The sequence below is a fragment of the Pseudonocardia sp. 73-21 genome (genome assembly GCF_001899645.1).
Taxonomy (GTDB): Bacteria; Actinomycetota; Actinomycetes; order Mycobacteriales; family Pseudonocardiaceae; genus Pseudonocardia.
This window is the reverse complement of the sequence record NZ_MKVV01000018.1, coordinates 6,319-25,985: the sequence shown is the minus strand read 5'-3', so window position 1 is coordinate 25,985 and position 19,667 is coordinate 6,319. Positions and strand designations below refer to the sequence as shown.

Annotated in this window: 18 protein-coding genes; 3 read left to right on the top strand and 15 right to left on the bottom strand. The window is 74.7% G+C overall.

The window, feature by feature from the left end; genetic code table 11:
* Positions 1-246: 246 nt before the first annotated feature.
* From dapB to BGP03_RS04225, 11 genes are all read right to left on the bottom strand, one after another.
* Positions 247-990 carry a 4-hydroxy-tetrahydrodipicolinate reductase gene (gene dapB, locus BGP03_RS04275; protein WP_296366338.1) on the bottom strand — a complete coding sequence of 248 codons (744 nt, stop codon included), beginning with the start codon at positions 988-990 and terminating at the stop codon, positions 247-249.
* Between the two features lie 14 nt (positions 991-1,004).
* Positions 1,005-1,484 (bottom strand): DUF456 domain-containing protein, encoded by a 480-nt coding sequence (locus BGP03_RS04270; protein WP_298799520.1) that lies wholly within the window; start codon positions 1,482-1,484, stop codon positions 1,005-1,007.
* A gap of 199 nt (positions 1,485-1,683) precedes the next feature.
* Positions 1,684-3,021, bottom strand: a complete 1,338-nt coding sequence (locus tag BGP03_RS04265; protein ID WP_296366334.1) for a pitrilysin family protein — start codon at positions 3,019-3,021, stop codon at positions 1,684-1,686.
* Positions 3,018-5,264 (bottom strand): polyribonucleotide nucleotidyltransferase, encoded by a 2,247-nt coding sequence (locus BGP03_RS04260; protein ID WP_298799519.1) that lies wholly within the window; start codon positions 5,262-5,264, stop codon positions 3,018-3,020. The genes BGP03_RS04265 and BGP03_RS04260 overlap by 4 nt, the downstream gene beginning before the upstream one ends.
* Positions 5,265-5,457: 193 nt before the next feature.
* Complete coding sequence (gene rpsO, locus BGP03_RS04255) at positions 5,458-5,727, bottom strand: 30S ribosomal protein S15 (RefSeq protein WP_296366332.1); 270 nt, start codon at positions 5,725-5,727, stop codon at positions 5,458-5,460.
* 135 nt (positions 5,728-5,862) lie between these two features.
* Positions 5,863-6,552, bottom strand: a complete 690-nt coding sequence (locus BGP03_RS04250) for a hypothetical protein (RefSeq protein WP_298799518.1) — start codon at positions 6,550-6,552, stop codon at positions 5,863-5,865.
* A 120-nt stretch (positions 6,553-6,672) separates the two neighbouring features.
* The gene (locus BGP03_RS04245) at positions 6,673-7,194 is read right to left on the bottom strand and encodes a 2'-5' RNA ligase family protein (RefSeq protein ID WP_298799517.1); all 522 of its coding nucleotides are present in this window, start codon (positions 7,192-7,194) and stop codon (positions 6,673-6,675) included.
* Positions 7,191-7,688 carry a helix-turn-helix domain-containing protein gene (locus BGP03_RS04240; RefSeq protein ID WP_296366329.1) on the bottom strand — a complete coding sequence of 166 codons (498 nt, stop codon included), beginning with the start codon at positions 7,686-7,688 and terminating at the stop codon, positions 7,191-7,193. Before BGP03_RS04240 ends, BGP03_RS04245 begins: the two co-directional genes overlap by 4 nt.
* A gap of 53 nt (positions 7,689-7,741) precedes the next feature.
* Positions 7,742-8,701, bottom strand: a complete 960-nt coding sequence (locus BGP03_RS04235; RefSeq protein ID WP_296366327.1) for a bifunctional riboflavin kinase/FAD synthetase — start codon at positions 8,699-8,701, stop codon at positions 7,742-7,744.
* A 48-nt stretch (positions 8,702-8,749) separates the two neighbouring features.
* Complete coding sequence (gene truB, locus BGP03_RS04230; protein WP_298799516.1) at positions 8,750-9,649, bottom strand: tRNA pseudouridine(55) synthase TruB; 900 nt, start codon at positions 9,647-9,649, stop codon at positions 8,750-8,752.
* Between the two features lie 31 nt (positions 9,650-9,680).
* Entirely contained in the window at positions 9,681-10,364 is a 684-nt protein-coding gene (locus BGP03_RS04225; protein ID WP_298799522.1) for a DUF5995 family protein, read from the bottom strand.
* Positions 10,365-10,535: 171 nt separating this feature from the next.
* Here BGP03_RS04225 and BGP03_RS04220 point away from each other — a divergent pair, with 171 nt between their 5' ends.
* The gene (locus tag BGP03_RS04220) at positions 10,536-11,087 is read left to right on the top strand and encodes a sigma-70 family RNA polymerase sigma factor (RefSeq protein ID WP_296366325.1); all 552 of its coding nucleotides are present in this window, start codon (positions 10,536-10,538) and stop codon (positions 11,085-11,087) included.
* A gap of 3 nt (positions 11,088-11,090) precedes the next feature.
* Here BGP03_RS04220 and BGP03_RS04215 read toward each other — a convergent pair whose 3' ends face one another.
* Positions 11,091-14,060, bottom strand: a complete 2,970-nt coding sequence (locus BGP03_RS04215) for an AAA family ATPase (RefSeq protein WP_298799515.1) — start codon at positions 14,058-14,060, stop codon at positions 11,091-11,093.
* Between the two features lie 146 nt (positions 14,061-14,206).
* Between BGP03_RS04215 and BGP03_RS04210 the strand changes: the two genes are divergently transcribed.
* Positions 14,207-15,019, top strand: a complete 813-nt coding sequence (locus BGP03_RS04210) for a DUF5995 family protein (RefSeq protein ID WP_296366322.1) — start codon at positions 14,207-14,209, stop codon at positions 15,017-15,019.
* Between the two features lie 51 nt (positions 15,020-15,070).
* A complete protein-coding gene (locus BGP03_RS04205) occupies positions 15,071-16,717 on the top strand; it encodes an ATP-binding cassette domain-containing protein (RefSeq protein ID WP_298799514.1) in 1,647 nt (548 codons plus the stop codon).
* Positions 16,718-16,728: 11 nt separating this feature from the next.
* On the opposite strand, the gene BGP03_RS04200 is transcribed toward BGP03_RS04205, so the two are convergent.
* The 3 genes from BGP03_RS04200 to BGP03_RS04190 are packed head-to-tail and all read right to left on the bottom strand — an operon-like array spanning position 16,729 to position 19,623.
* Positions 16,729-18,015 carry an MATE family efflux transporter gene (locus tag BGP03_RS04200; RefSeq protein WP_296366319.1) on the bottom strand — a complete coding sequence of 429 codons (1,287 nt, stop codon included), beginning with the start codon at positions 18,013-18,015 and terminating at the stop codon, positions 16,729-16,731.
* Positions 18,012-18,599: a methyltransferase domain-containing protein gene (locus BGP03_RS04195; protein WP_363093137.1), complete on the bottom strand. Its 588-nt coding sequence runs from the start codon at positions 18,597-18,599 to the stop codon at positions 18,012-18,014. Before BGP03_RS04195 ends, BGP03_RS04200 begins: the two co-directional genes overlap by 4 nt.
* Before the next feature lie 19 nt (positions 18,600-18,618).
* Positions 18,619-19,623 carry a DHHA1 domain-containing protein gene (locus tag BGP03_RS04190; protein ID WP_296366317.1) on the bottom strand — a complete coding sequence of 335 codons (1,005 nt, stop codon included), beginning with the start codon at positions 19,621-19,623 and terminating at the stop codon, positions 18,619-18,621.
* Positions 19,624-19,667 lie beyond the last annotated feature (44 nt).

The following is a 19,667-nucleotide window of genomic DNA, read 5'->3' as shown; positions in this document are numbered from 1 at the left end:
GGAACGTATTCATCAAGATCACCTCAGATCAGAGGGATGTTGCGACCGTTCCTTGAATCCGCCGCCCTCACCACGGCGCTGACGTGCGGCAGACAGCGATCGCCGCTCCGGCCGGACGGCGCCCGCTTCATCTCGCAGCCCGGCCACCCCGCGGCCCGGCCACCCCGCAACCCGCCGACCTCGCAGCCGGCCGGTCACCTCGCAGCCCGCCGGCGCGCTGCGACGACACCACACGGGCTGCGAGGTCTACAGGCCCAGGAGGGGCTCCAGGCCCACCGTCAGGCCGGGGCGGTCCAGCACCGCGCGGACCGCCAGCAGGACACCGGGCATGAACGAGGCCCGGTCCAGCGAGTCGTGGCGCAGGGTCAGGGTCTCGCCCGCAGTGCCGAGCAGCACCTCCTGGTGCGCGACGAGGCCGGGCATGCGCACCGAGTGCACGTGGATGCCGTCCACCACCGCACCGCGGGCCCCGTCGAGGGCATCGGTGGTGGCGTCGGGCAGCGGGCCCGCGCCGGCCTCCGCGCGGGCGGCCGCGATCAGCGACGCCGTGCGCACCGCCGTGCCCGACGGGGCGTCGACCTTGCCGGCGTGGTGCAGTTCGATCACCTCGACGGAGTCGAAGAACCTCGCCGCCTGCTGTGCGAACTGCATCATCAGCACCGCGCCGACGCCGAAGTTGGGGGCGACCAGCACGTGGCCCGGGGTGGCGTCGAGCCAGCCGCGGACGGTGGCGTACTTCGCGTCGTCGAAACCGCTGGTGCCGACGACGACGGCGATGCCGTGGTCGAGGCCGAACCGGATGTTGTCCAGGGCCGCGCCGGGGTGGGTGAAGTCGACGACCACCTGCACACCCGCGTCCACCAGCCCGGACGGCGCGTCGTCGACGTCGAGCCGGGCCACCAGCTCGAGGCCGTCCGCCCCCTCGACGGCCCGGCAGACCTCCGACCCCATGCGCCCCTTCGCGCCCAGCACACCCACCTTGACGGTCACGGCGGCCAGCCTAATCAGGCGAGCGTGAGCCCCACGATCCACACTCCGGCCGCCAGGACGCCGGTGACCAGCTCGATGACGATGCTCCACCCCACGGCGCCCAGCGCCCCGCGGGTGGACGGCCAGGCCAGGGCGTTGTCCTTGAGGCGGGCGAGCTCAGCGAGGTAGATGCCGAGCACGAACCCGAGGAACAGCCCGATCACCGGGACGACGAAGAACCCGACGATGCCGAGCACCGCGCCCAGGGCGATCGAGCGCCCCGGCACCCCGGCGTCGCGCAGCTTGCGGCCGGGCACGAGGTACTTCACGACGCTGCCGACGACGATCACCGCGAGGGCGATGCCGAGCACCGACCAGCCCAGCGCGTCGTTGCGCGGGACGGCCCAGAACGCGACGCCGGCGGCGACGAGGACGAGCCCCGGCAGCACGGGGACGACGATGCCGACGATCCCGACGACGATGAGCACAGCGGCGACGAGGATCTCGGTGGTCACGCGCGGATGATGGCACGGCGGCCGGTCCTCGTCGGCAGGCCCGCGGGGATCGGACCCGGACAGGTCGTCGACACACCACCTCCCGGACAGCGCACCGCGGACCCGGCCCCGAGGTCGTGCGCGGAAATCAGTGCGGGAACACTGTTATCCGCGCACGGGCGCGGCAGCGCACGGGGCTGCCCGCACGGGCGCGTGCCCCTCAGGCCAGGGCGCGCAGGGAGGCGGGAAGGTCCTTCTCCTGCTCGTACGGGCCCACCACCGCCGCCGTCAACGGCTGGGCCAGCAGGTCCCTCGCCAGGTCCGTGACCTGCTCGGGCGTGACCGCCGCGATGCGGTCCAGGCTCTCGGCGACCGTGCGCTGCCGGCCGTGGTCGAGCTCGGAGCGGCCGATGCGGTTCATCCGCGACGGGGTGTCCTCCAGACCCAGCACAAGCCCACCGCGCAGGTTGCCCTGCGCCCGGACGACCTCGGCCGGGGTGAGCCCACCGTCCGCGACGTCGGCGAGCACGCCGCGGATCACGCTCGTGACCTCGTCGAGCCGCTCCGGCGCGCACCCGGCGTAGACGGCGAAGCTGCCCGTGTCCGAGTAGCCGATCGTAGACGAGTACACCGAGTAGGCCAGCCCCCGCTGCTCGCGGACCTGCTGGAACAGCCGCGAGCTGGGGCCGCCGCCGAGGGCGGTGTTGAGCACCGACAGGGCGCTGCGACGCGGGTCGTGCCGCGACAGGCCGGTGACGCCGAGCATGAGGTGGGCCTGCTCGCAGTCCTCGTCCATCAGCACGAGCCGCGGGCCGGGCTCCAGCACCGCCGGCTCCGGACGGCGCGGCGCCACCGGCGCGACGTCGCCGGCCCGGGCCATCGCCGGGCCGAGCGTGGCCGCGACCAGCTCCACCACGTGCGCGTGGTCGAGGTTGCCCGCGGCCGCCACGACCATGCGCGGCGTCGTGTACCCGCCGCGCCAGAAGTCGTGCAGCGTCGCCCGCGTCATGCCCTTGATCGACTCCTCGGAGCCGACGACCGGACGGCCCAGCGGGTGCGCGCCGAACAGCGTCTCGTCGAACAGCTCGCCGAGCAGGTCCTCGGGGTCGTCGTCGCGGATGGCGATCTCCTCGAGCACCACCCCGCGCTCGACCTCGACGTCGGCGTCGTTCAGCGTGGCGTCCGTGACGACGTCGGCGAGCACGCTCATCGCGAGCGGCAGGTCCTCGTCGAGCACGTGGCTGTAGTAGCAGGTGTGCTCCTTCGCGGTGAACGCGTTGAGATCACCGCCCACGGCGTCGAGGTCCTCGGCGATCGACGCCGCGGTGCGCCGCGAGGTGCCCTTGAACAGGAGGTGTTCCAGGTAGTGCGCCGCCCCGGCCTGCTCGGGCGCCTCGTCGCGGGAGCCGATGGCGATCCAGATGCCCAGCGACACCGAGCGGACGCCGGGCACGGTCTCGGTGACGACCCGCAGGCCGCCGGGGAGAGAGGTGCGTGAGACGCCGCCGGGGGCGGGAGCCGAAGCCCCCGCCCCCGGCGGCGTGATCAGCGAGGTCAAGAGACCTCGGCCGGCTCTTCGACGGGCGCGGGGGCGTCGCCGTTCGTGGCGGCGTCACCCTCCACGACCGGGATCAGGCTGATCTTGCCGCGGTTGTCGATGTCGGTGACCTCGACGCGGATCTTGTCGCCGACCTTGGCGACGTCCTCCACCTTGGCGATGCGCTTGCCGCTGCCCAGCTTGGAGATGTGGACGAGACCGTCCTTGCCGGGGACCAGCGAGACGAAGGCGCCGAAGGCGGCGGTCTTGACGACCGTGCCCAGGAACCGCTCGCCGATCTTCGGCAGCTGGGGGTTGGCGATCGCGTTGATCATGCCGATCGCGGCCTCGGCCGACTCGCCGTCCGATGCGCCGACGTAGATCGTGCCGTCGTCGTCGATGGAGATGTCGGCACCGGTCTGCTCGGTGATCGAGTTGATCATCTTGCCCTTCGGGCCGATGACCTCGCCGATCTTGTCGACCGGGACCTTCACCGTGACGACGCGAGGAGCGAAGCGGCTCATCTCGTCGGGGCGGTCGATGGCCTCGCCGATGACGTCGAGGATGGTCATCCGGGCGTCCTTGGCCTGGGCCAGCGCGGCCGCGAGGACCTCGGACGGGATGCCGTCGAGCTTGGTGTCGAGCTGCAGCGCCGTGACGAACTCCGGCGTGCCGGCGACCTTGAAGTCCATGTCGCCGAACGCGTCCTCCGCACCGAGGATGTCGGTCAGCGCCACGTAGCGGGTGGAGCCGTCGACCTCGTCGGAGACCAGGCCCATCGCGATGCCCGCGACCGGCGCCTTGAGCGGCACGCCGGCGTTGTAGAGCGACATCGTGGAGGCGCAGACCGAGCCCATGGACGTGGAGCCGTTGGAGCCGAGAGCCTCGGACACCTGACGGATCGCGTACGGGAACTCCTCGCGCGTGGGCAGCACGGGCAGCAGCGCCCGCTCGGCCAGCGCGCCGTGGCCGATCTCGCGGCGCTTCGGCGAACCCACCCGGCCGGTCTCACCGGTGGAGTAGGGCGGGAAGTTGTAGTGGTGCAGGTAGCGCTTGTGCGTCTCCGGGCCGAGCGAGTCGATCTGCTGCTCCATGCGCAGCATGTTGAGCGTGGTGACGCCCATGATCTGGGTCTCGCCGCGCTCGAACAGCGCCGAGCCGTGCGCCCGCGGGACGACCTCGACCTCGGCCGAGAGCGGCCGGATGTCGGTGAGCCCACGGCCGTCGATGCGGACCTGGTCGCGCAGGATGCGCTGGCGCACGAGCTTCTTGTTCAGCGACCGGAACGCGGCGCCGAGCTCCTTCTCGCGCCCGGCGAACTTGTCCTCGAGCGAGGTGAGGACCGAGAGCTTGACCTCGTCGAGCTTCGACTCGCGCTCCTGCTTGCCCGCGATGGTCAGCGCGGCGGCCAGGTCGGCGGAACCCGCGGCCTCCACGGCCTCGAAGACGTCCGGCTGGTAGGCCGGGTAGGTGGGGAACTCGCGCGTGGGCTTCGCGGCCACGTCGGCGAGCGCCTGCTGCGCCACGCACAGGGTGCGGATGAACGGCTTGGCCGCCTCCAGACCCGCGGCGACGACCTCCTCGGTGGGCGCCTGGGCGCCACCGGCGACGAGCTCGTTGGTCTCGGTGGTGGCCTCGGCCTCCACCATCATGATGGCGACGTCTGCGTTCGGGCCGTCACCGACGACACGACCGGCGACGACCATGTCGAAGACGGCGCGCTGCAGGTCCTCGTACTGGGGGAACGCGATCCACTGGCCGTCGATCAGCGCGATGCGCACGGCGCCGATGGGGCCCGAGAAGGGCAGGCCCGACAGCTGGGTGGACAGCGACGCGGCGTTGATCGCCAGGGCGTCGTAGGGGTCCTGCGGGTCGAGGCTCATGACCGTGACGACGATCTGGATCTCGTTGCGCAGGCCGTCGACGAACGACGGGCGCAGCGGGCGGTCGATCAGGCGGCAGGTCAGGATCGCGTCGGTGCCGGGACGACCCTCGCGGCGGAAGAACGAGCCGGGGATCTTGCCGATCGCGTACATGCGCTCCTCGACGTCCACCGTGAGGGGGAAGAAGTCGAAGTGCTCCTTGGGCTGCTTGGAGGCCGTGGTGGCGCTCAGCAGCATCGTCTCGTCGTCGAGGTAGGCGACGACGGAGCCGGCGGCCTGGCGCGCGAGGCGCCCGGTCTCGAACCGGATGGTGCGGGTGCCGAAGCTGCCGTTGTCGATGGTGGCAGTGGTTTCGTGCACGTTCTCGATCGGGTCGGTCATGTAGTGGACATCTCCTCTTTCGGGAGGGAGACGCCACGCCACCCGGCGGAGCCGATCTTCGATCGAAGCCTCCGGGATCTTCTCCCGGAAGCCACTACCGAGGACCGGCGGACATGTGCCGGTGCGTGGCGTCGAGGTGGAGTTAGTGAGATCGGGCCGGACCGCGTGTGCGGCCCGGCCCGGGTCGATCAGATCAGCGGCGGATGCCGAGGCGCTCGATCAGCGACCGGTAGCGGGCGACGTCGACCTCGCGCAGGTACTTCAGCAGCCGACGGCGCCGGCCGACGAGCAGGAGCAGGCCACGACGGCTGTGGTGGTCGTGCTTGTGCATCTTGAGGTGCTCGGTGAGGTCGACGATGCGCTTGGTGAGCAGCGCGATCTGGGCCTCGGGAGACCCGGTGTCGCCCTCGTGGACGCCGTAGTCGTCCAGGATGGTCTTCTTCTGTGCGGCGTCGAGTGCCACGTGCTGTCCTCTTTCGTTGCTGTGCCGTGCGGCCCGACGCCGGGATGGAGAGGCGTCGGAAGACGGTCACGGCCGCCACGGACTGCAGCCGGACCCAACACATGACGCTACCAGCAACGATCCGCCGGGCGGCGGCTACCCGTCGGAGTGCGCCGACACGGTCAGGGTCTTCGAGGTGCCCTTCGCGCCCGCCGGCCACACCGTGAACGTGTGGCTGGTGGTGGTGCCGGGCGTGCAGCTGAAGGGGAACTCCTGCTGGCCCTTCGCCGGGAAGGACGTGCCGTAGGCGCCGTAGGTGGTGGGGTCGTCGACGGCGAGCGCGGCCCCGTCGGCGCCGGTGACCGACCACGCGATCGTGACGCCCGAGCCGGGCGTGGAGAACGGGGCGTCGGGGGTGCCGTGCACGGCGCACACCGGCTGGTGGACGACGCGGAAGCTCGCGATCGCCGGTGCGGGGTCGGCCGGGGCGGAGCCTCCGGTCCCAACGCCGCCCGAGGCCGGGCCCGAGCCGCCGAACCCCGATCCGGAGCGAGATCCGGTGCCGTTCCGCTGACCCGAGGCTCCCTGTCCCGACGCCCCCTGCCCCGACGCCCCCTGCCCCGAAACGATGACTCCGGCCGCGGCACCGGCCTGGACGGCGGCGTCCGTGGCGGTGGCCCCGGCCGGCTGGGCTGCGGAGGACCGGGCTGCGGACGACTGGGCTGCGGAGGACTGGGCGGACGGCGCCAGCGGGTAGCCGGCGCCGCAGGCGGTCAGGGCCGCCGTCGTGGCCACCGCCAGCACGGTGCGGGTGACGAGGCGGGTGCGGGCGGTCGGCGTGCTCATGAGGTGCTCCCCCGGGTGTCTCGGCGGGACAATCCCCGCGCACAGCGAGTCTGCGCCGGTGACGGCCCCGCGACGCTCCCCCGACCGGCGACGACGACGTTGCGCACGGGCAGGTTCCCGTTACCCTCCGGCAACCCCGGGCGGCGGTGCCAGCGGCACCCGGTGGATCACCCGGTAGCGCATCCCGCCCCGGCCCGGCTCGCTCGCCACCAGCAGCACCTCGCCCGGCCGCCACCACGGCCCGCGGTGCCCGGACCAGGGTGTGGCCGGGCGGGCCTCGGGATCCGGGCCGGGCCGGGGGCGGCGCCGCAGCACCGTGACGCGGGCGACGAACCGCGTGGGGTCACCACCCGCGGCCGTGACGAGGCCGTCGAGCGACCCGTCCACCTCGACGCCGGCCCAGCGCACCCCGTCGAACTCCCCGGCCCCGGCGAGCCGCAGCCGCGGGGCCGACAGTCCGTGGGCGGCGCGCTCCAGCCGGCGGGCCGACACCCCCGGGTCGACCTCGCCGTGGAAGGCCAACGTGAGGTGCCAGGTGGTGACGTCCGTGCGCCGCCAGCCCCGCGGGACCTCGTCGCCGGCGTCGGCGCGCAGCGCGTCGATCGCCGACGCGGGCGGCCACAGGGCGGTGAACAACCTCATCGGGAACCAGGGTGGCAGGCCGCCTGCCGCAGCACCTCCGCGAGCTCCGGGAAGCCGGGCCCCAGGGCCGCGGCGGCGGCGGCGAGCCGGGCGGGTTCGGCGACCCCGCGCAGGGCGTCGGCCGCGCTGCCCCGCGAGCGGCCCGGATCCCGCGGGGCCGGGACCCGGGCGCCGGCCCAGTGCCAGCGGGTGCGGGCGACGTCGGCGAGCAGGGCGTCGACCGCCCGGACCGACGGCGGCTCCTGCACGGCCCGGCAGCGCTGGTCGAGCATCATCAGCCGGGCGAGCACCGCGGGATCGCCGATCTTGACCCGGCGGCCGCTGACGAGCTGGCTGAGCATGGCCGGGCTGATGCCGAGCGTGCGGGCCAACCGCGCCTGGGAGATGCCCAGCCCGGTGGTGAGCCGCCGCACGCGGTCGCCCAACGGGGCCCCGTAGAGCTGCCGCTGCCGCTCCCGGTTGACGGTGAGCTGGTCCTCGGTCGTCTCGGCCATGCCCCGATGCTCGCAGCCCGACCCCGCTCCCCGTGGCGAAACAGCGGAACTTCTCAGCCGCCGAGGAGCTCCCGGGCGCGCGCCACGTCCTTGTCCATCTGCACGATCAGCGCGTCGACGTCGTCGTAGTGCTCCTGGCCGCGCAGGCGGTGCTCGAAGTCGACGGCCACGTCGAAGCCGTAGAAGTTCTCGTCGGCGTCCAGCACGTAGGCCTCGACGTTGCGCTCGCGCCCGGAGAACGTCGGGTTGGTGCCCACGGAGATCGCGGTCATCAGCAGCCGGCCGTGTGGAGCGTCAGCGGAACGCGCATCAGCACCGCCGATGGCGAACCGGCCCGCGTACACGCCGTCCGCGGGCAGCGCGGTGTACGGGGCCGTGGCGATGTTGGCGGTGGGGAAGCCCAGCTCGCGGCCGCGGTGGTCGCCGTGCACCACCACCCCCTCGACGCGGTGCGGGCGGCCCAGCGCCGCCGCGGCCGCCGTCACGTCACCGGCGTCGATGCAGGCCCGGATGTAGGTGGAGGAGAACGTGACCTGGTCGCCGGCGATGAGGTCCAGCCCCCGCACGCCGAACCCGAACCGCTGCCCGAGCTCGGTGAGCAGCGCGACGTCGCCCGCGGCGCGGTGGCCGAACGTGAAGTTGCGGCCCACCACCACGTCGGCGGCGTGCAGCCGCTCGACGAGCACCTCGTGGGCGAACTCGGCCGGCTCCTGCCGCAGCAGCTCCGGGGTGAACGGCAGCACGCAGAACGCGTCGACGCCCAGCTCCGCGACGAGCTCGGCCCGGCGCCGCAGGCTGGTGAGCCGCGCGGGATGGGCCCCGGGGCGGATCAGCTCGGCGGGGTGCGGGTCGAACGTGACGAGCACAGTGGGCAGGCCCCGTTCGCGACCCCGGTCGACCGCGCAGCTGATCAGCTGCTGGTGCCCCAGGTGCACCCCGTCGAACACCCCGACGGTGACGACGCTGCGTCCCCACCCGGTCGGAACGGCCTCGAGCCCACGCCAGCGCTCCACGGGCCCGAGCCTACGGCCGCGGCGACGGGCCTCCCGGCGGGGGGCGGATCAGCTACCCGCCGGGGCCAGCACCACGACCGGGCGGGCCCGGCGGTCGTCCCCGTCGCCCCGCTCGCTCACCAGGGCCAGCGCCCGGCCGTCCGGCGCGAACACGCCGTAGACGCCCCCGATCCCCGCGACGGGCAGCGGGCGGCCGTGTGACAGGTCGGTGGCGAGCTCCGCGTCGACGTCACGACGCGGGAACGCGACGCCCACCGCGTCGTCCAGCGGCAGCGACAGCGTGGGGTCGGCCTCCAGCTGCTCCAGCGTGCGCGCGTGCTCCAGCGTGAACGGCCCGACGCGGGTGCGGCGCAGTGCGGTCAGGTGCCCGCCGACGCCCAGGCCCGCCCCGAGGTCGCGGGCCAGCGCCCGCACGTAGGTGCCGGAGGTGCAGGCGACGTCCACGTCGAGGTCGAGGAAGGTGCCCTTCCGGCGCAGCGCCAGCAGGTCGAACGCCGACACGGTGACGGGCCGCGCCGCCAGCACCACGTCCTCCCCCGCCCGCACCCGCGCGTAGGCGCGCTGCCCGTCGACCTTGATCGCGCTGACCGAGCTGGGGACCTGCTGGATCGCGCCGGTCAGCGCGGCCATCCCGGCGCGCACGGCGTCCTCGGTGACACCCGACGCATCCGCCTCGGTGAGCGTCGCGCCCTCGGCGTCGTCGGTGGTCGTGGCGGCCCCGAGCCGGACCGTGGCCGTGTAGGCCTTGGTGTCGAGCGCGAGGTGGCCCAGGAGCTTCGTGCCGCGCCCGACGCCGCAGACCAGCACCCCGGTGGCCATCGGGTCCAGCGTGCCCGCGTGGCCGATCTTGCGGGTGTGCAGGATGCGGCGCAGCCGCCCGACGACGTCGTGGGAGGTCAGGCCCATGGGCTTGTCGATCACCACGAGGCCGGGAAGGGGTTCGGTCACGCGCGGCGATTCTTCCGGGCCGCGCGGTGGGTCACGCGAGCAGGGCCCGGCCGACGGCGCTCGTGCGCCAGTCCAGCGCGCTGCGCTCGGCCTCGGCCTCGGCCGGGCGGCCCCGCAGGGTCCACAGGTGCTCGGCGAGCCGCCACGGGTCACGGCGGGCGAGGAGCAGCAGCAGTCCCTCGGCCGCCTCGGCCCCGTCCGGGTCCGCCCCACCGGCGTCGAGCACGGCGTCGCGCACGATGTCGGCGAGCGTCCGGGAGATGCTGTCGACGGCGTCGCACTCGGCCGGTCCGGGTGCGTGCCCGAGCAGCGTGCACGTGCTGACCACCGCCGGCGGGAGGTCGTTCCCGGCCAGGACGGCGACGCCGACGAGGGTGGCCCGCAACGGGCTCGACACCGCAGGCTCCCACCACCGGAACAGCACCTGCCACGACCGCGGGGCCGGCGCTCCCGCGTGGAAGCACCGCGCCGCCCGCAGGTAGCGGCGGGCCAGCTCGGCCGCCACCGCCGCGGTCACGTCGCACCGGTCCCCCCCGACGGCCGTGGCCAGCCCGGTCAGGACCCGGTCGACCGGGGCCACGCCGGGAGCCGCGCCCAGCAGCGCGACGAGACCCGCCAGCGTTACCGCCTCGGCCCTCGTCGCCGCGTCGCTCGTCGCCGCGTCGCTCGTCGCCGCGTCGCTCGTCGCCGCGTCGTTCGTCGCCGCGTCGCTCATCACAGTCACCGGCACTCCTCGTCGGTCCGTCCCGGACTCACCACACCGAACGGGATGAGAGCCACGCCAGGCCCCTCCAGATACCTCGCACCCGATCTAGGGTGCCCAGCGGTCGCGGAATAGGGCATTGACCCGACGCCCCGCAGGGGTGGACGGGCCAGGGTTGCAGCCATGACGGACACCGGCATCGACGTGCTGCTGCACAACGCGGCCCGGGGCGACCAGCGCGCCTGGGAGGAGATCGTCGGGCGCTACCGCGGGCTCGTCGGCGCCGTCGTCCGGTCGTTCCGTCTGCAGGAGGCCGACGCCCGCGACGCCGAGCAGCGCACGTGGCTGCGGCTGGTCGAGAACCGGGCCCGCATCCGCGACCCGGAGCGCCTCGGCGGGTGGCTGGCCACCACGGCCGCACGGGAGTGCCTGCGCATCCTGCGCGAGACCCGCACCGTCGTGCCGTTCGAGATCGACGTGCTGCCCGATCCCTGCCGCGCCGTCGAGGACCGCGTGGTCGACGCCGACACGGTGTCCCGCATCCACGACATCGTCGCGGCCCTGCCGCCGCGCGGCCGCACGGTGATGCAGGAGCTGTTCGCCGAGGAGCCCCGCCCCTACGCCGACGTGGCCCGCGCCACGGGCATCCCGGTCGGCAGCCTCGGGCCCACCCGCCAGCGGTTGCTGCGCCGCGTCCGCGCCACGTTCGAGGCCCCGGCAGTGGTGAGCGCCTGAGAACTACGTCCGACGGTCCGGACGCGCCCGGAACCACACGGCGCTCGCCTGCACCCGCGTGTGCACGCCGAGCTTCGCGTAGATCCGCCCGACGTGCGCACCGACCGTCTTCTCGCTGATGAACAGCCGCTGCGCCACCTCACGGTTGGTGTGCCCGTCGGCGAGTTCGCTCAGCACCTCCAACTCCCGCGCCGTCAGCTCGGCGAGCTCGTCGGCGGGAACCGGGCCGGGCACGGTCCGGGGTGACGGGGGATCGAGCTCCGGTGCCCGACGAGGGGCGGGCACCGGGGTGTCGATCCGGACGCGGGCGCGCTCGGCGAGCTGCGTGAGCTCCGCGAGGAACGGGGTGGCGCCCAGCTCGCGGACGATCCGCTCCGCCCTCCGCAGTGCGTCGATGGCCGCCACCGAGTGGGCCCGCCGGGTGAACTGGGCCTCGGCGTGACGCATGTGCGCGTAGGCCGTGGGGTAGGGCTGGCCGAGGTCCCCCCACTCCTTCGCGAGATCGGCCCACTCCGCGGGATCGGACCGGTTGTCCGCGCGCCCGTCCTCGGCGTGGCACTGCCGGACGAACAGCTCGACGATCACCCGCACCGCGGGCACCGAGGTCGCGGCCTTGCGGGTCAGCGCGGCGGCGTGCCGGGCCAGGCGCGCGTCGATCCCGTCGTCGCGGCGGCGCATGCCCAGCCGTGTCAGCTCCGCGCGGGCGCGGGCCCCGTGCCAGACGAGCGGGGCGTCGAGCCACACGTCGTCGGAGCCCTGCTCGACGACGTCGAGGCCGGCTCCGACGTGGTCCAGGGCCAGGTCCGGGCGATCGCGCCACATCGCGACGCCGGCGCGCAGCGTCCACATCGGGATGCGGTAGCGGGGGCCCGCGCTACCGGCCGACAGCGCGTCGACGGCCTCCAGGTCGTCCTCGGCCTCGTCGAAGCGCCCGCGCCCGGTGTCCATGCGGGCGCGGGCCAGCCGCAGCTCGAGCGCCTCGGCGCCGGTGGGCGAGTGCGTCCAGGCCTCGGCGACCAGCGCCTCGGCCTCGTCCCAGCGCCCGGCCCGGAACAGCCCGTTGGCGCCCACGGCGAGCAGGCCGGCGCCCGCGCTGCGCGACAGGCCGAGCTGGTCGATCCGGGCCCCGCCGGTGCGGGAGACGCGGATGCCGCGGTCCAGCTCGTTGAGCGGGCCGCACAGCAGCTCGGCGAGGGAGCGGTAGGCGTGGGCGATCTCCATCGGGTCGGCGGCGCGCTCGGCGGCCGCGAGCGACGCGACGAGAGCGTTCTCCCCCGCGGCCGGATCCTCCAGGTACGCGAGGCTGAACCCCAGCGTGGCCAGCGCGCGGGCCTCCTCGACGACCAGCCCCGCCCGCCGGGCCGCCTCCAGCGCGTCCTGCGCCGTGGTGCGCGCGGCGGCGAGGTCACCGGCGGCCCACAGGGCGGCGGCGTGCCCGCCCAGCACCGCGGCCCGCTCCTGGTCGGCTCCGGTGGCCGGCAGCGCGTCCCGCGCCCGCCCGTAGGCGAACGAGGCCTCCGTGCCGCGGCCCGCGGCCACGAGGTACTGGCCGGTGCGGGCGTGCAGCAGGGCCGCGTCGCGGCCGCCGGGATCGTCCACGAGCTCGAGGCGCTCCCCCACCAGCGCGACGGCCTGGTCGGCGTCGCCCGCGAGGTGCGCCGCCTCCGCGGCCCGTTCGAGGCAGGTGGCCCGGCTCGGGGTGGGTGCGGTGACGGCACCGGCCAACCGGGCCGCGCGCAGCCAGTGGCGGTGCGCCTCGGCGTAGCCCCGCACGCGGACGGCCGCCTCCGCCGCCGCCACGGCGGCCGCGGCGGCCCGCGCCGTGTCGCCCGCGGCCTGCCAGTGGTGCGCCAGCCGCGCGTCCACGCCGGGGAGCTCCCGGGCCCAGGCGGCGGACAGGGCCACGGCGTAGCGGCGGTGCAGGTCGATCCGCTCGCCCGGCAGCAGCTCCCCCACCACCACGTCGGTCATCAGGCCGTGGCGCAGCCGGTAGCCGTCGGTGCCCGGGTCGACCACCACGACACCGGCGTCCACCGCGACACGCAACGCGTCGAGCAGGTCGGCGGGGTCGTCCAGGGCGGCCGCCAGAAGCCGGTGGGGCAGCAGCCCGTCGCACAACGCGACCGCGCGCACCACCCGCAGCACCGCCGGCGCGAGGCCGCCGATCCGGGACAGCACCAGCTCGCGCAGGGTCATGGACAGGGCCTGCGGGTCGCCGTCCCGCACGGCCCGCAGGGTCTCCTCGGCGATGAACGCGTTCCCGGCCGAGCGCTGCCACACCAGCTCGACGAGGTCGGGCCGCCCCGGGGCGGAGGCGGCGACGAGCTCGGCCACGGCCGCGCGGCGCAGCGGCGCCACGTCCAGGCTGCGCACCTGGCGGTGACGGGCCAGCTCGCTGATCATCGTGCGGGCCGGTGACCGCGCCGACGGGGCGTCGGTGCGGTGCGACGCGACGATCAGGACGCGCTCGTCGGGCAGGTTGGCGACGAGGTACGCGAGCAGGTCGAGCGTGGACCGGTCGGCCCACTGCAGGTCCTCCACCGCCAGGACGACGGTGGAGCGCTCGGCGAGCCGCAGCACGACGTGGCGCAGCAGCTCCAGGGTCTGCACCCGGGCGTGGGGATCGACGGGCCCGGCGGCCAGCAGCTCGTCGACCTGCGCCGTCCACGGTTCCAGCTGCCGCCGCACGGCCTTCCCGGAGTCGGAGCGCAGCAGCCCCCGCAGGGCCGAGGTCACCGGCCAGAACGGCGGGCTCTCCTCGATGTCGGTGGCACCGCCGAACAGGACGGTGGCGCCCGCGGCGGCGGCCCGACCCGCGAGGTCCTGCACCAGCCGGGTCTTGCCCACACCTGCCTCGCCGGTGAGGAACAGCGCCGCCATCCGGCCGCCCCCGGCGGCCTCGAGGGCCGCGGTGAGCACGGCGACGTCGTCCTCCCGGCCGACCAGCGCGGGTCCCGCCGGTCGCTCGCTCACGTCGGGGGAGGTTAGCCCGGGTGTGCGGAGAGTGACCAGGTGCAACCGGGTGGCCTTCCTCTCGTATCACGGCGCGTCCCCGGGCACTCTTTCACCCCGAGAGGCCTGCCGACCCAGCGGGCCACGGCATTCTGCGAGGCCCCCACGTGACGCACGAGCTCCGACGGCGTGCTCTGACCGACCCCCGCACCACGGCCGCCGAGGCGGCCGCCCGCGAACTGGCGGAGCTGGCCGGGGCCACCGAGCCACGCTCCATCCCCGAGGTGCTGGACCGGCTCGACGGCCTGCGGGAGCGCGCCGCGGCCACGTCCGAACGGGGCGACGATGACGGGGTCGCGGCGTTCACCAAGCTCTACCGGGAGATCACCTGCGAGATCGGCGAGCGGGACGCCCGCGGGGAGTTCGTCGCGCCCGGGGACTTCCTCGCCGCGCTGGACGTGCAGTTCGCGTGGCGCTACTTCGAGGCGATCCACGCCTACGCCCACGATCCGGCGTCGGCTCCGCACTGCTGGCGGGTGCTCTTCGCGCTGCGGGAGGTCCCCGGCATCCCGATGGCCAACTTCGCGGCGGCGGGCGTCAACGCCCACATCAACTACGACCTGTCGGCGGCGCTGCTGCGGACGTGGAACCTCGGCGGGCCGATCTCCGAGGACCACCGGCCGGCCCAGCAGCAGGACTACGACGTGATCAACGAGGTGTTCGCGGGCCAGATGGACGGGCTGCGCGAGGAGATGGGCACCTGGCTGTCGCAGGGCGATGACGGCGACCTGCCGGACCGCTTCGCGAACTGGATGGGTGACCTCGTGGTCCGGCTGACCCGGCAGGTCGCCTGGGACGTGGCCACCCACGTCTGGCGACCCGGTGAGTGCGACCGGGCCGTGGCGCGGTCCGACAGGCGGCTCGGCCCGATCGCGGGCGACCTCGGCGCGGCCCTGCTGCGCGTCCGCCTACCGTTCTGAGCGGGAACCGGTTCGACGCCGGCCACCCCGACCCGTCAGGATCTCGTCCTCGTGGGCCACATCGAGTTCATGGCGGTCGGGCACGTGCTGGCGGGAGGTCGCGAACTGTTCTCCAGCGTCTCCTTCCGCGTCGGTGACGGGGCGAAGGTCGCGCTGGTGGGGCCCAACGGCGCGGGCAAGACCACCTTGCTGCGGATGGTCGCGGGCGAGCTGACGCCCGTGTCCGGCTCGATCGCGCGCAGCGGCGGGCTCGGTGTCATGGGGCAGTTCATCGGCTCCATCGCCGACGACCGGACGTTGGCCGACCTCGCGCTCTCGCTCGCCCCGCCCGCCGTCCGGGCCGCGGGGGAACGGCTGCGCACCGCCGAGAGGGCCCTCGACGCCACCGAGCGCACCCAGCTCCGCTACGCCGACGCCCTGGCCGCGTGGGGCGAGGCGGGCGGCTACGGCGCCGAGGTCGAGTTCGACACCGCGTCCGTCGCCGCACTGGGGCTGACCTGGGACCGCGCCCGCGACCGGCGGGTCGCCACCCTGAGCGGCGGCGAGCAGAAGCGGTTCGCCCTGGAACTGCTGTTGCGCGGCCCCGACGAGGTGCTGCTGCTCGACGAGCCCGACAACTACCTCGATGTGCCCGGCAAGCGCTGGCTGGAGGCCCGGATCGCGGAGTCGCCCAAGAGCGTGCTGTTCGTCAGCCACGACCGGGAGCTGCTCGCGAACACCGCGCAGCGCGTCGTCACGGTCGAGGCGGGCTCGGCCTGGACCCATCCCGGCGGGTTCGCCTCCTGGCACGACGCCCGCGTCGCCCGGCACGACCGGATGGACGAGCAGCGCCGCCGCTGGGACGAGGAGCGCGAGAAGCTGGAACGGCTCGTGGCCCGCTACAAGGCCAAGGCCAGCCACAACGACGGGATGGCGTCCCAGCTGCAGGCCGCCCGCACCCGGCTGGCCCGGTTCCTCGACGCGGGCGCGCCGGAGGAGAAAGCCCCCGAGCAGTCGATCCGGATGCAGCTCGGGGGCGGCCGCACCGGCAAGCGCGCGATCGTGTGCACCGGCCTGGAGCTCGACGGCCTCACCTACCCGTTCGACCTCGAGGTGTGGTTCGGCGACCGCGTCGCGGTGCTGGGTGCCAACGGGTCGGGCAAGTCACACTTCCTGCGGCTGCTGGCCCGCGGCGGCACCGACCCCGAGCCGGGCACCGTGCCCGCGTCCGGGTCGGCCCTGTCCCCCGTCACGCACGACGGGGTGGCGCGGCTGGGCGCCCGGGTCCGGCCCGGGCACTTCTCCCAGACCCACGACCATCCCGAGCTGGGCGGCCGCACCCTGGTCGAGATCCTCGTCGCCGGGGACGTCGACCGGGCGGGCAAGGAGCTGGGCGCGGCGATGAAGGCCCTGTCGCGCTACGAGCTCACCGGGCAGGCCGAGCAGCGCTTCGAGACGCTGTCGGGCGGGCAGCAGGCGCGGATGATGATCCTGCTGCTGGAGCTGTCGGGCGCCACCCTGCTCCTGCTCGACGAGCCCACCGACAACCTCGACCTGGCCTCGGCCGAGGCCCTGGAGCAGGCGCTCACGGCGTTCGACGGCACGGTCCTGGCCGTCACCCACGACCGCTGGTTCACCAGGACGTTCGACCGGTTCGTGGTGTTCGGCGGCGACGGCGAGGTGCGGGAGCGAGCGGAGCCGAGCTGGGGCCCGACGTGACCGGACGGCCCTCAGGTGCCGACCACGGCCCACCGGTCGCCGCGGACCCGCAGGCCCACCGCCACCAGACGGATCGCCATGAACGCCGTCAGGCCCGTCCAGATGCCGGCCAGGCCCCAGCCGAACGCCAGGCTCGCCCAGATCAGGGGCAGGAAGCCCAGCACCGCCGCGGCCAGGGTGGACGTGCGCAGGAACGCCGCATCGCCCGCGCCGAGCAGCACGCCGTCGATCGCGAACACCACCCCGGCCACCGGCTGCAGCGCCGCGAAGAACCACCACGCGACGGGGATGACGGCCAGCACCGCGGGGTCGGGGGTGAACACGGGCGGCAGCACGCCGATCAGGGCCGCGAACAGCAGGCCGAACCCGACGCCCAGCACCAGGCCGTAGCGCGTCACCTGGGCGGCCAGCGCCCGCGCCCGCACCGCTCCCCCGCCACCCAGGGCGGCGCCGATCAGCGACTGGGCCGCGATCGCGACGGCGTCGAGCACCAGCGCCATGAACGACCACAGCTGCAGCACCACCTGGTGGGCCGCGGCCGTCGCGGCCCCGAACCGGGTGGCCACCGCGGCGGCGGAGAGGAAGCAGGCCTGGAACGCGAGGCTGCGGGCCAGCAGGTCCCGGCCCAGGGAGAGCTGCGCGCGCAGCACGGCGGGCCGCGGCCGCAGCGGCACGCGTTCGCGGGCCAGCGCGCCCAGGAACAGCACGGCGCCGACCGTCTGGCCGATCACGTTGGCCACCGCGGAGCCGACGAGCCCCAGCTGCGGCACCAGCACCAGGCAGCCCGCCGCCGACACCGCGTTCGCGCCCAGCACGAAGTACAGCGGGCGGCGCGTGTCCTGCACGCCCCGCATCCATCCGTTGCCCGCCAACGTGATCAGCACCAGTGGCGCCCCGAACAGGGCGACCCGCAACCACGAGACGGCACCGGCGGCGATGGCCCCGCCGTTGCCGATCGCGCCTGCCACCGGGGCCGCGACGAGCTGCCCGACCCCCAGCACGATGAGGCCGACACCCAGCGCCAGCCAGGTGGCCTGTACGCCCTCGGCGACGGCGTCGGCGCGCCGCCCGGCCCCGTGCAGACGGGCGGTGCGGGCCGTGGTGCCGTAGGACAGGAAGTTCAGCTGGGTGGTGACCTGGGCGAACAGCACCCCGGCCACCGCCAGGCCGGCCAGCGGCACCGCGCCGAGGCGCCCGACCACGGCCGTGTCGACCAGCAGGTACAGCGGCTCGGCCGCCAGCACCGGCAACGCCGGCGCGGCCAGGGCCAGGACGTCGCGCGCGGGGAGCCGGCTCACGCTCGGGGGCGGCGGCACACGTAGACGAACGCCGGCGGCACGTTGCGCCACACCGTCGCGCTCACGAGCACCTCCTCGAAGACGCCCCGCAGCGTCGAGCGGAACCGCCGCGCCGCACCGAGCGCCATGCCGTGCAGGTAGGCGAACGTGGTGAACGCGCCCGTGGTGCCGATGGCCCGGCTGATCTCGGCGAGGATCTCGGCCTGCGTCGCGTCGTCGAACAGGGCCCAGGGCAGCCCGCAGATCACCGCGTCCACGCGGTCGACGCCCTGCTCGACGAGCACCTTGCCGAGCTCCCGCGCGTCACCGTGCACGACCTCCAGCTCCGGCCGGGTGCGCCGCAGGTAGGCGACCAGGTCGGCGTCGAGCTCCACCGCGAGGTGCCGGGCGCCGGGGGGAAGCCGCTCGGCGATCACGGCGCTGACCGCGCCCGTGCCGGGGCCCAGCTCCACCACGACCGGGCTGCCCGCCGTCGGAACGACGGACGCGAGCACCGTCGCGAGCCGCTCGGAGCTCGGCGCCACCGCCCCCATCGTGGTGGGCCTGCGGAGGAAGGCGGTCAGGAACTCCCGGGTCTCGCTCACCGGACAACGGTAACGCGGATCAGCCCGCGATCCGCCGGACGGCGTCGCGCTGCGGGCCGAGCGCGTCCCGCAGGGCCGCCAGCAGCACGTCGAGATCGGCCTCGCGGGTGAAGCCCGCGGCCATCCGGTGCCCTCCGCCGCCCAGGTCCGCGGCCACGGCGGCGACGTCGACCGCTCCCTTCGACCGCAACGACCCCGACCATGTCCGCTCCCCGACCTGCTTGAACACCGCCGCGACCTCGGCCTCGGCCGTGGTGCGCACGATGTCGACGACGCCGTCGGTCTCGGCGAGCCGGAACCGCGCCGCGTCGGCGGTGGGGATGACGGTGTAGGCGAGCCCGAGCCCGTCCGCGGCGTCGGGCTCCAGCACGCAGCGCTGCAGGGCCGCGCCGAGGGCGTCGAGCCAGGCGAACGGGTGGGTGTCCATCATGGGCCGCACCAACGCCTCGGGATCCAGCCCTGTCTCCAGCAGCGCGGCGGCCAACCGGTGCGCGGCCGGTCCGGCCGTCCGGAAGCCGCGCGTGTCGGTGACCAGGCCCGCGTAGAGGCAGCGGGCGACGTCGACGTCGAGCTCCGTGCCCATCGCGACGAGCACGCGGTGCGCCAGCACCACGGTGGCCTCGGCCCCGGGGACGAGCACCCGGACGTCGCCGAAGCCCGGGTTGGACACGTGGTGGTCGATCATGATCGTGGTGCCGGCCGTGTCGAGCAGGCCGGCCAGCGGACCGAGGCGCGCCGGCTCCGCCGCGTCGCAGGCGACGAGCAGCTCCGGGGCCGCGGGGAGCTCCGACGGCGGCACGACCAGGCCGAGCACGTCGAGCGGGCGCAACGTGTCCGGCATCTCGTCCGGGGTCGCGAAGGAGATCCGCACGGCCGTGCCCCGCCGGCGCAGCGCGATGCCGAGCGCGAGTGCGCTGCCCAGCGAGTCGGCGTCGGGCTGGACGTGGGCGAGCAGGGTGACGTCGCCGGCGCCGAGGAGCAGGGCAGCGGCGTCCTCGACCGCTCCCGCGACGTCGGTGTTCACAGCGCCTCCGCGGGAGAAAGAACGTCGGCGGTGTTCACAGCGCC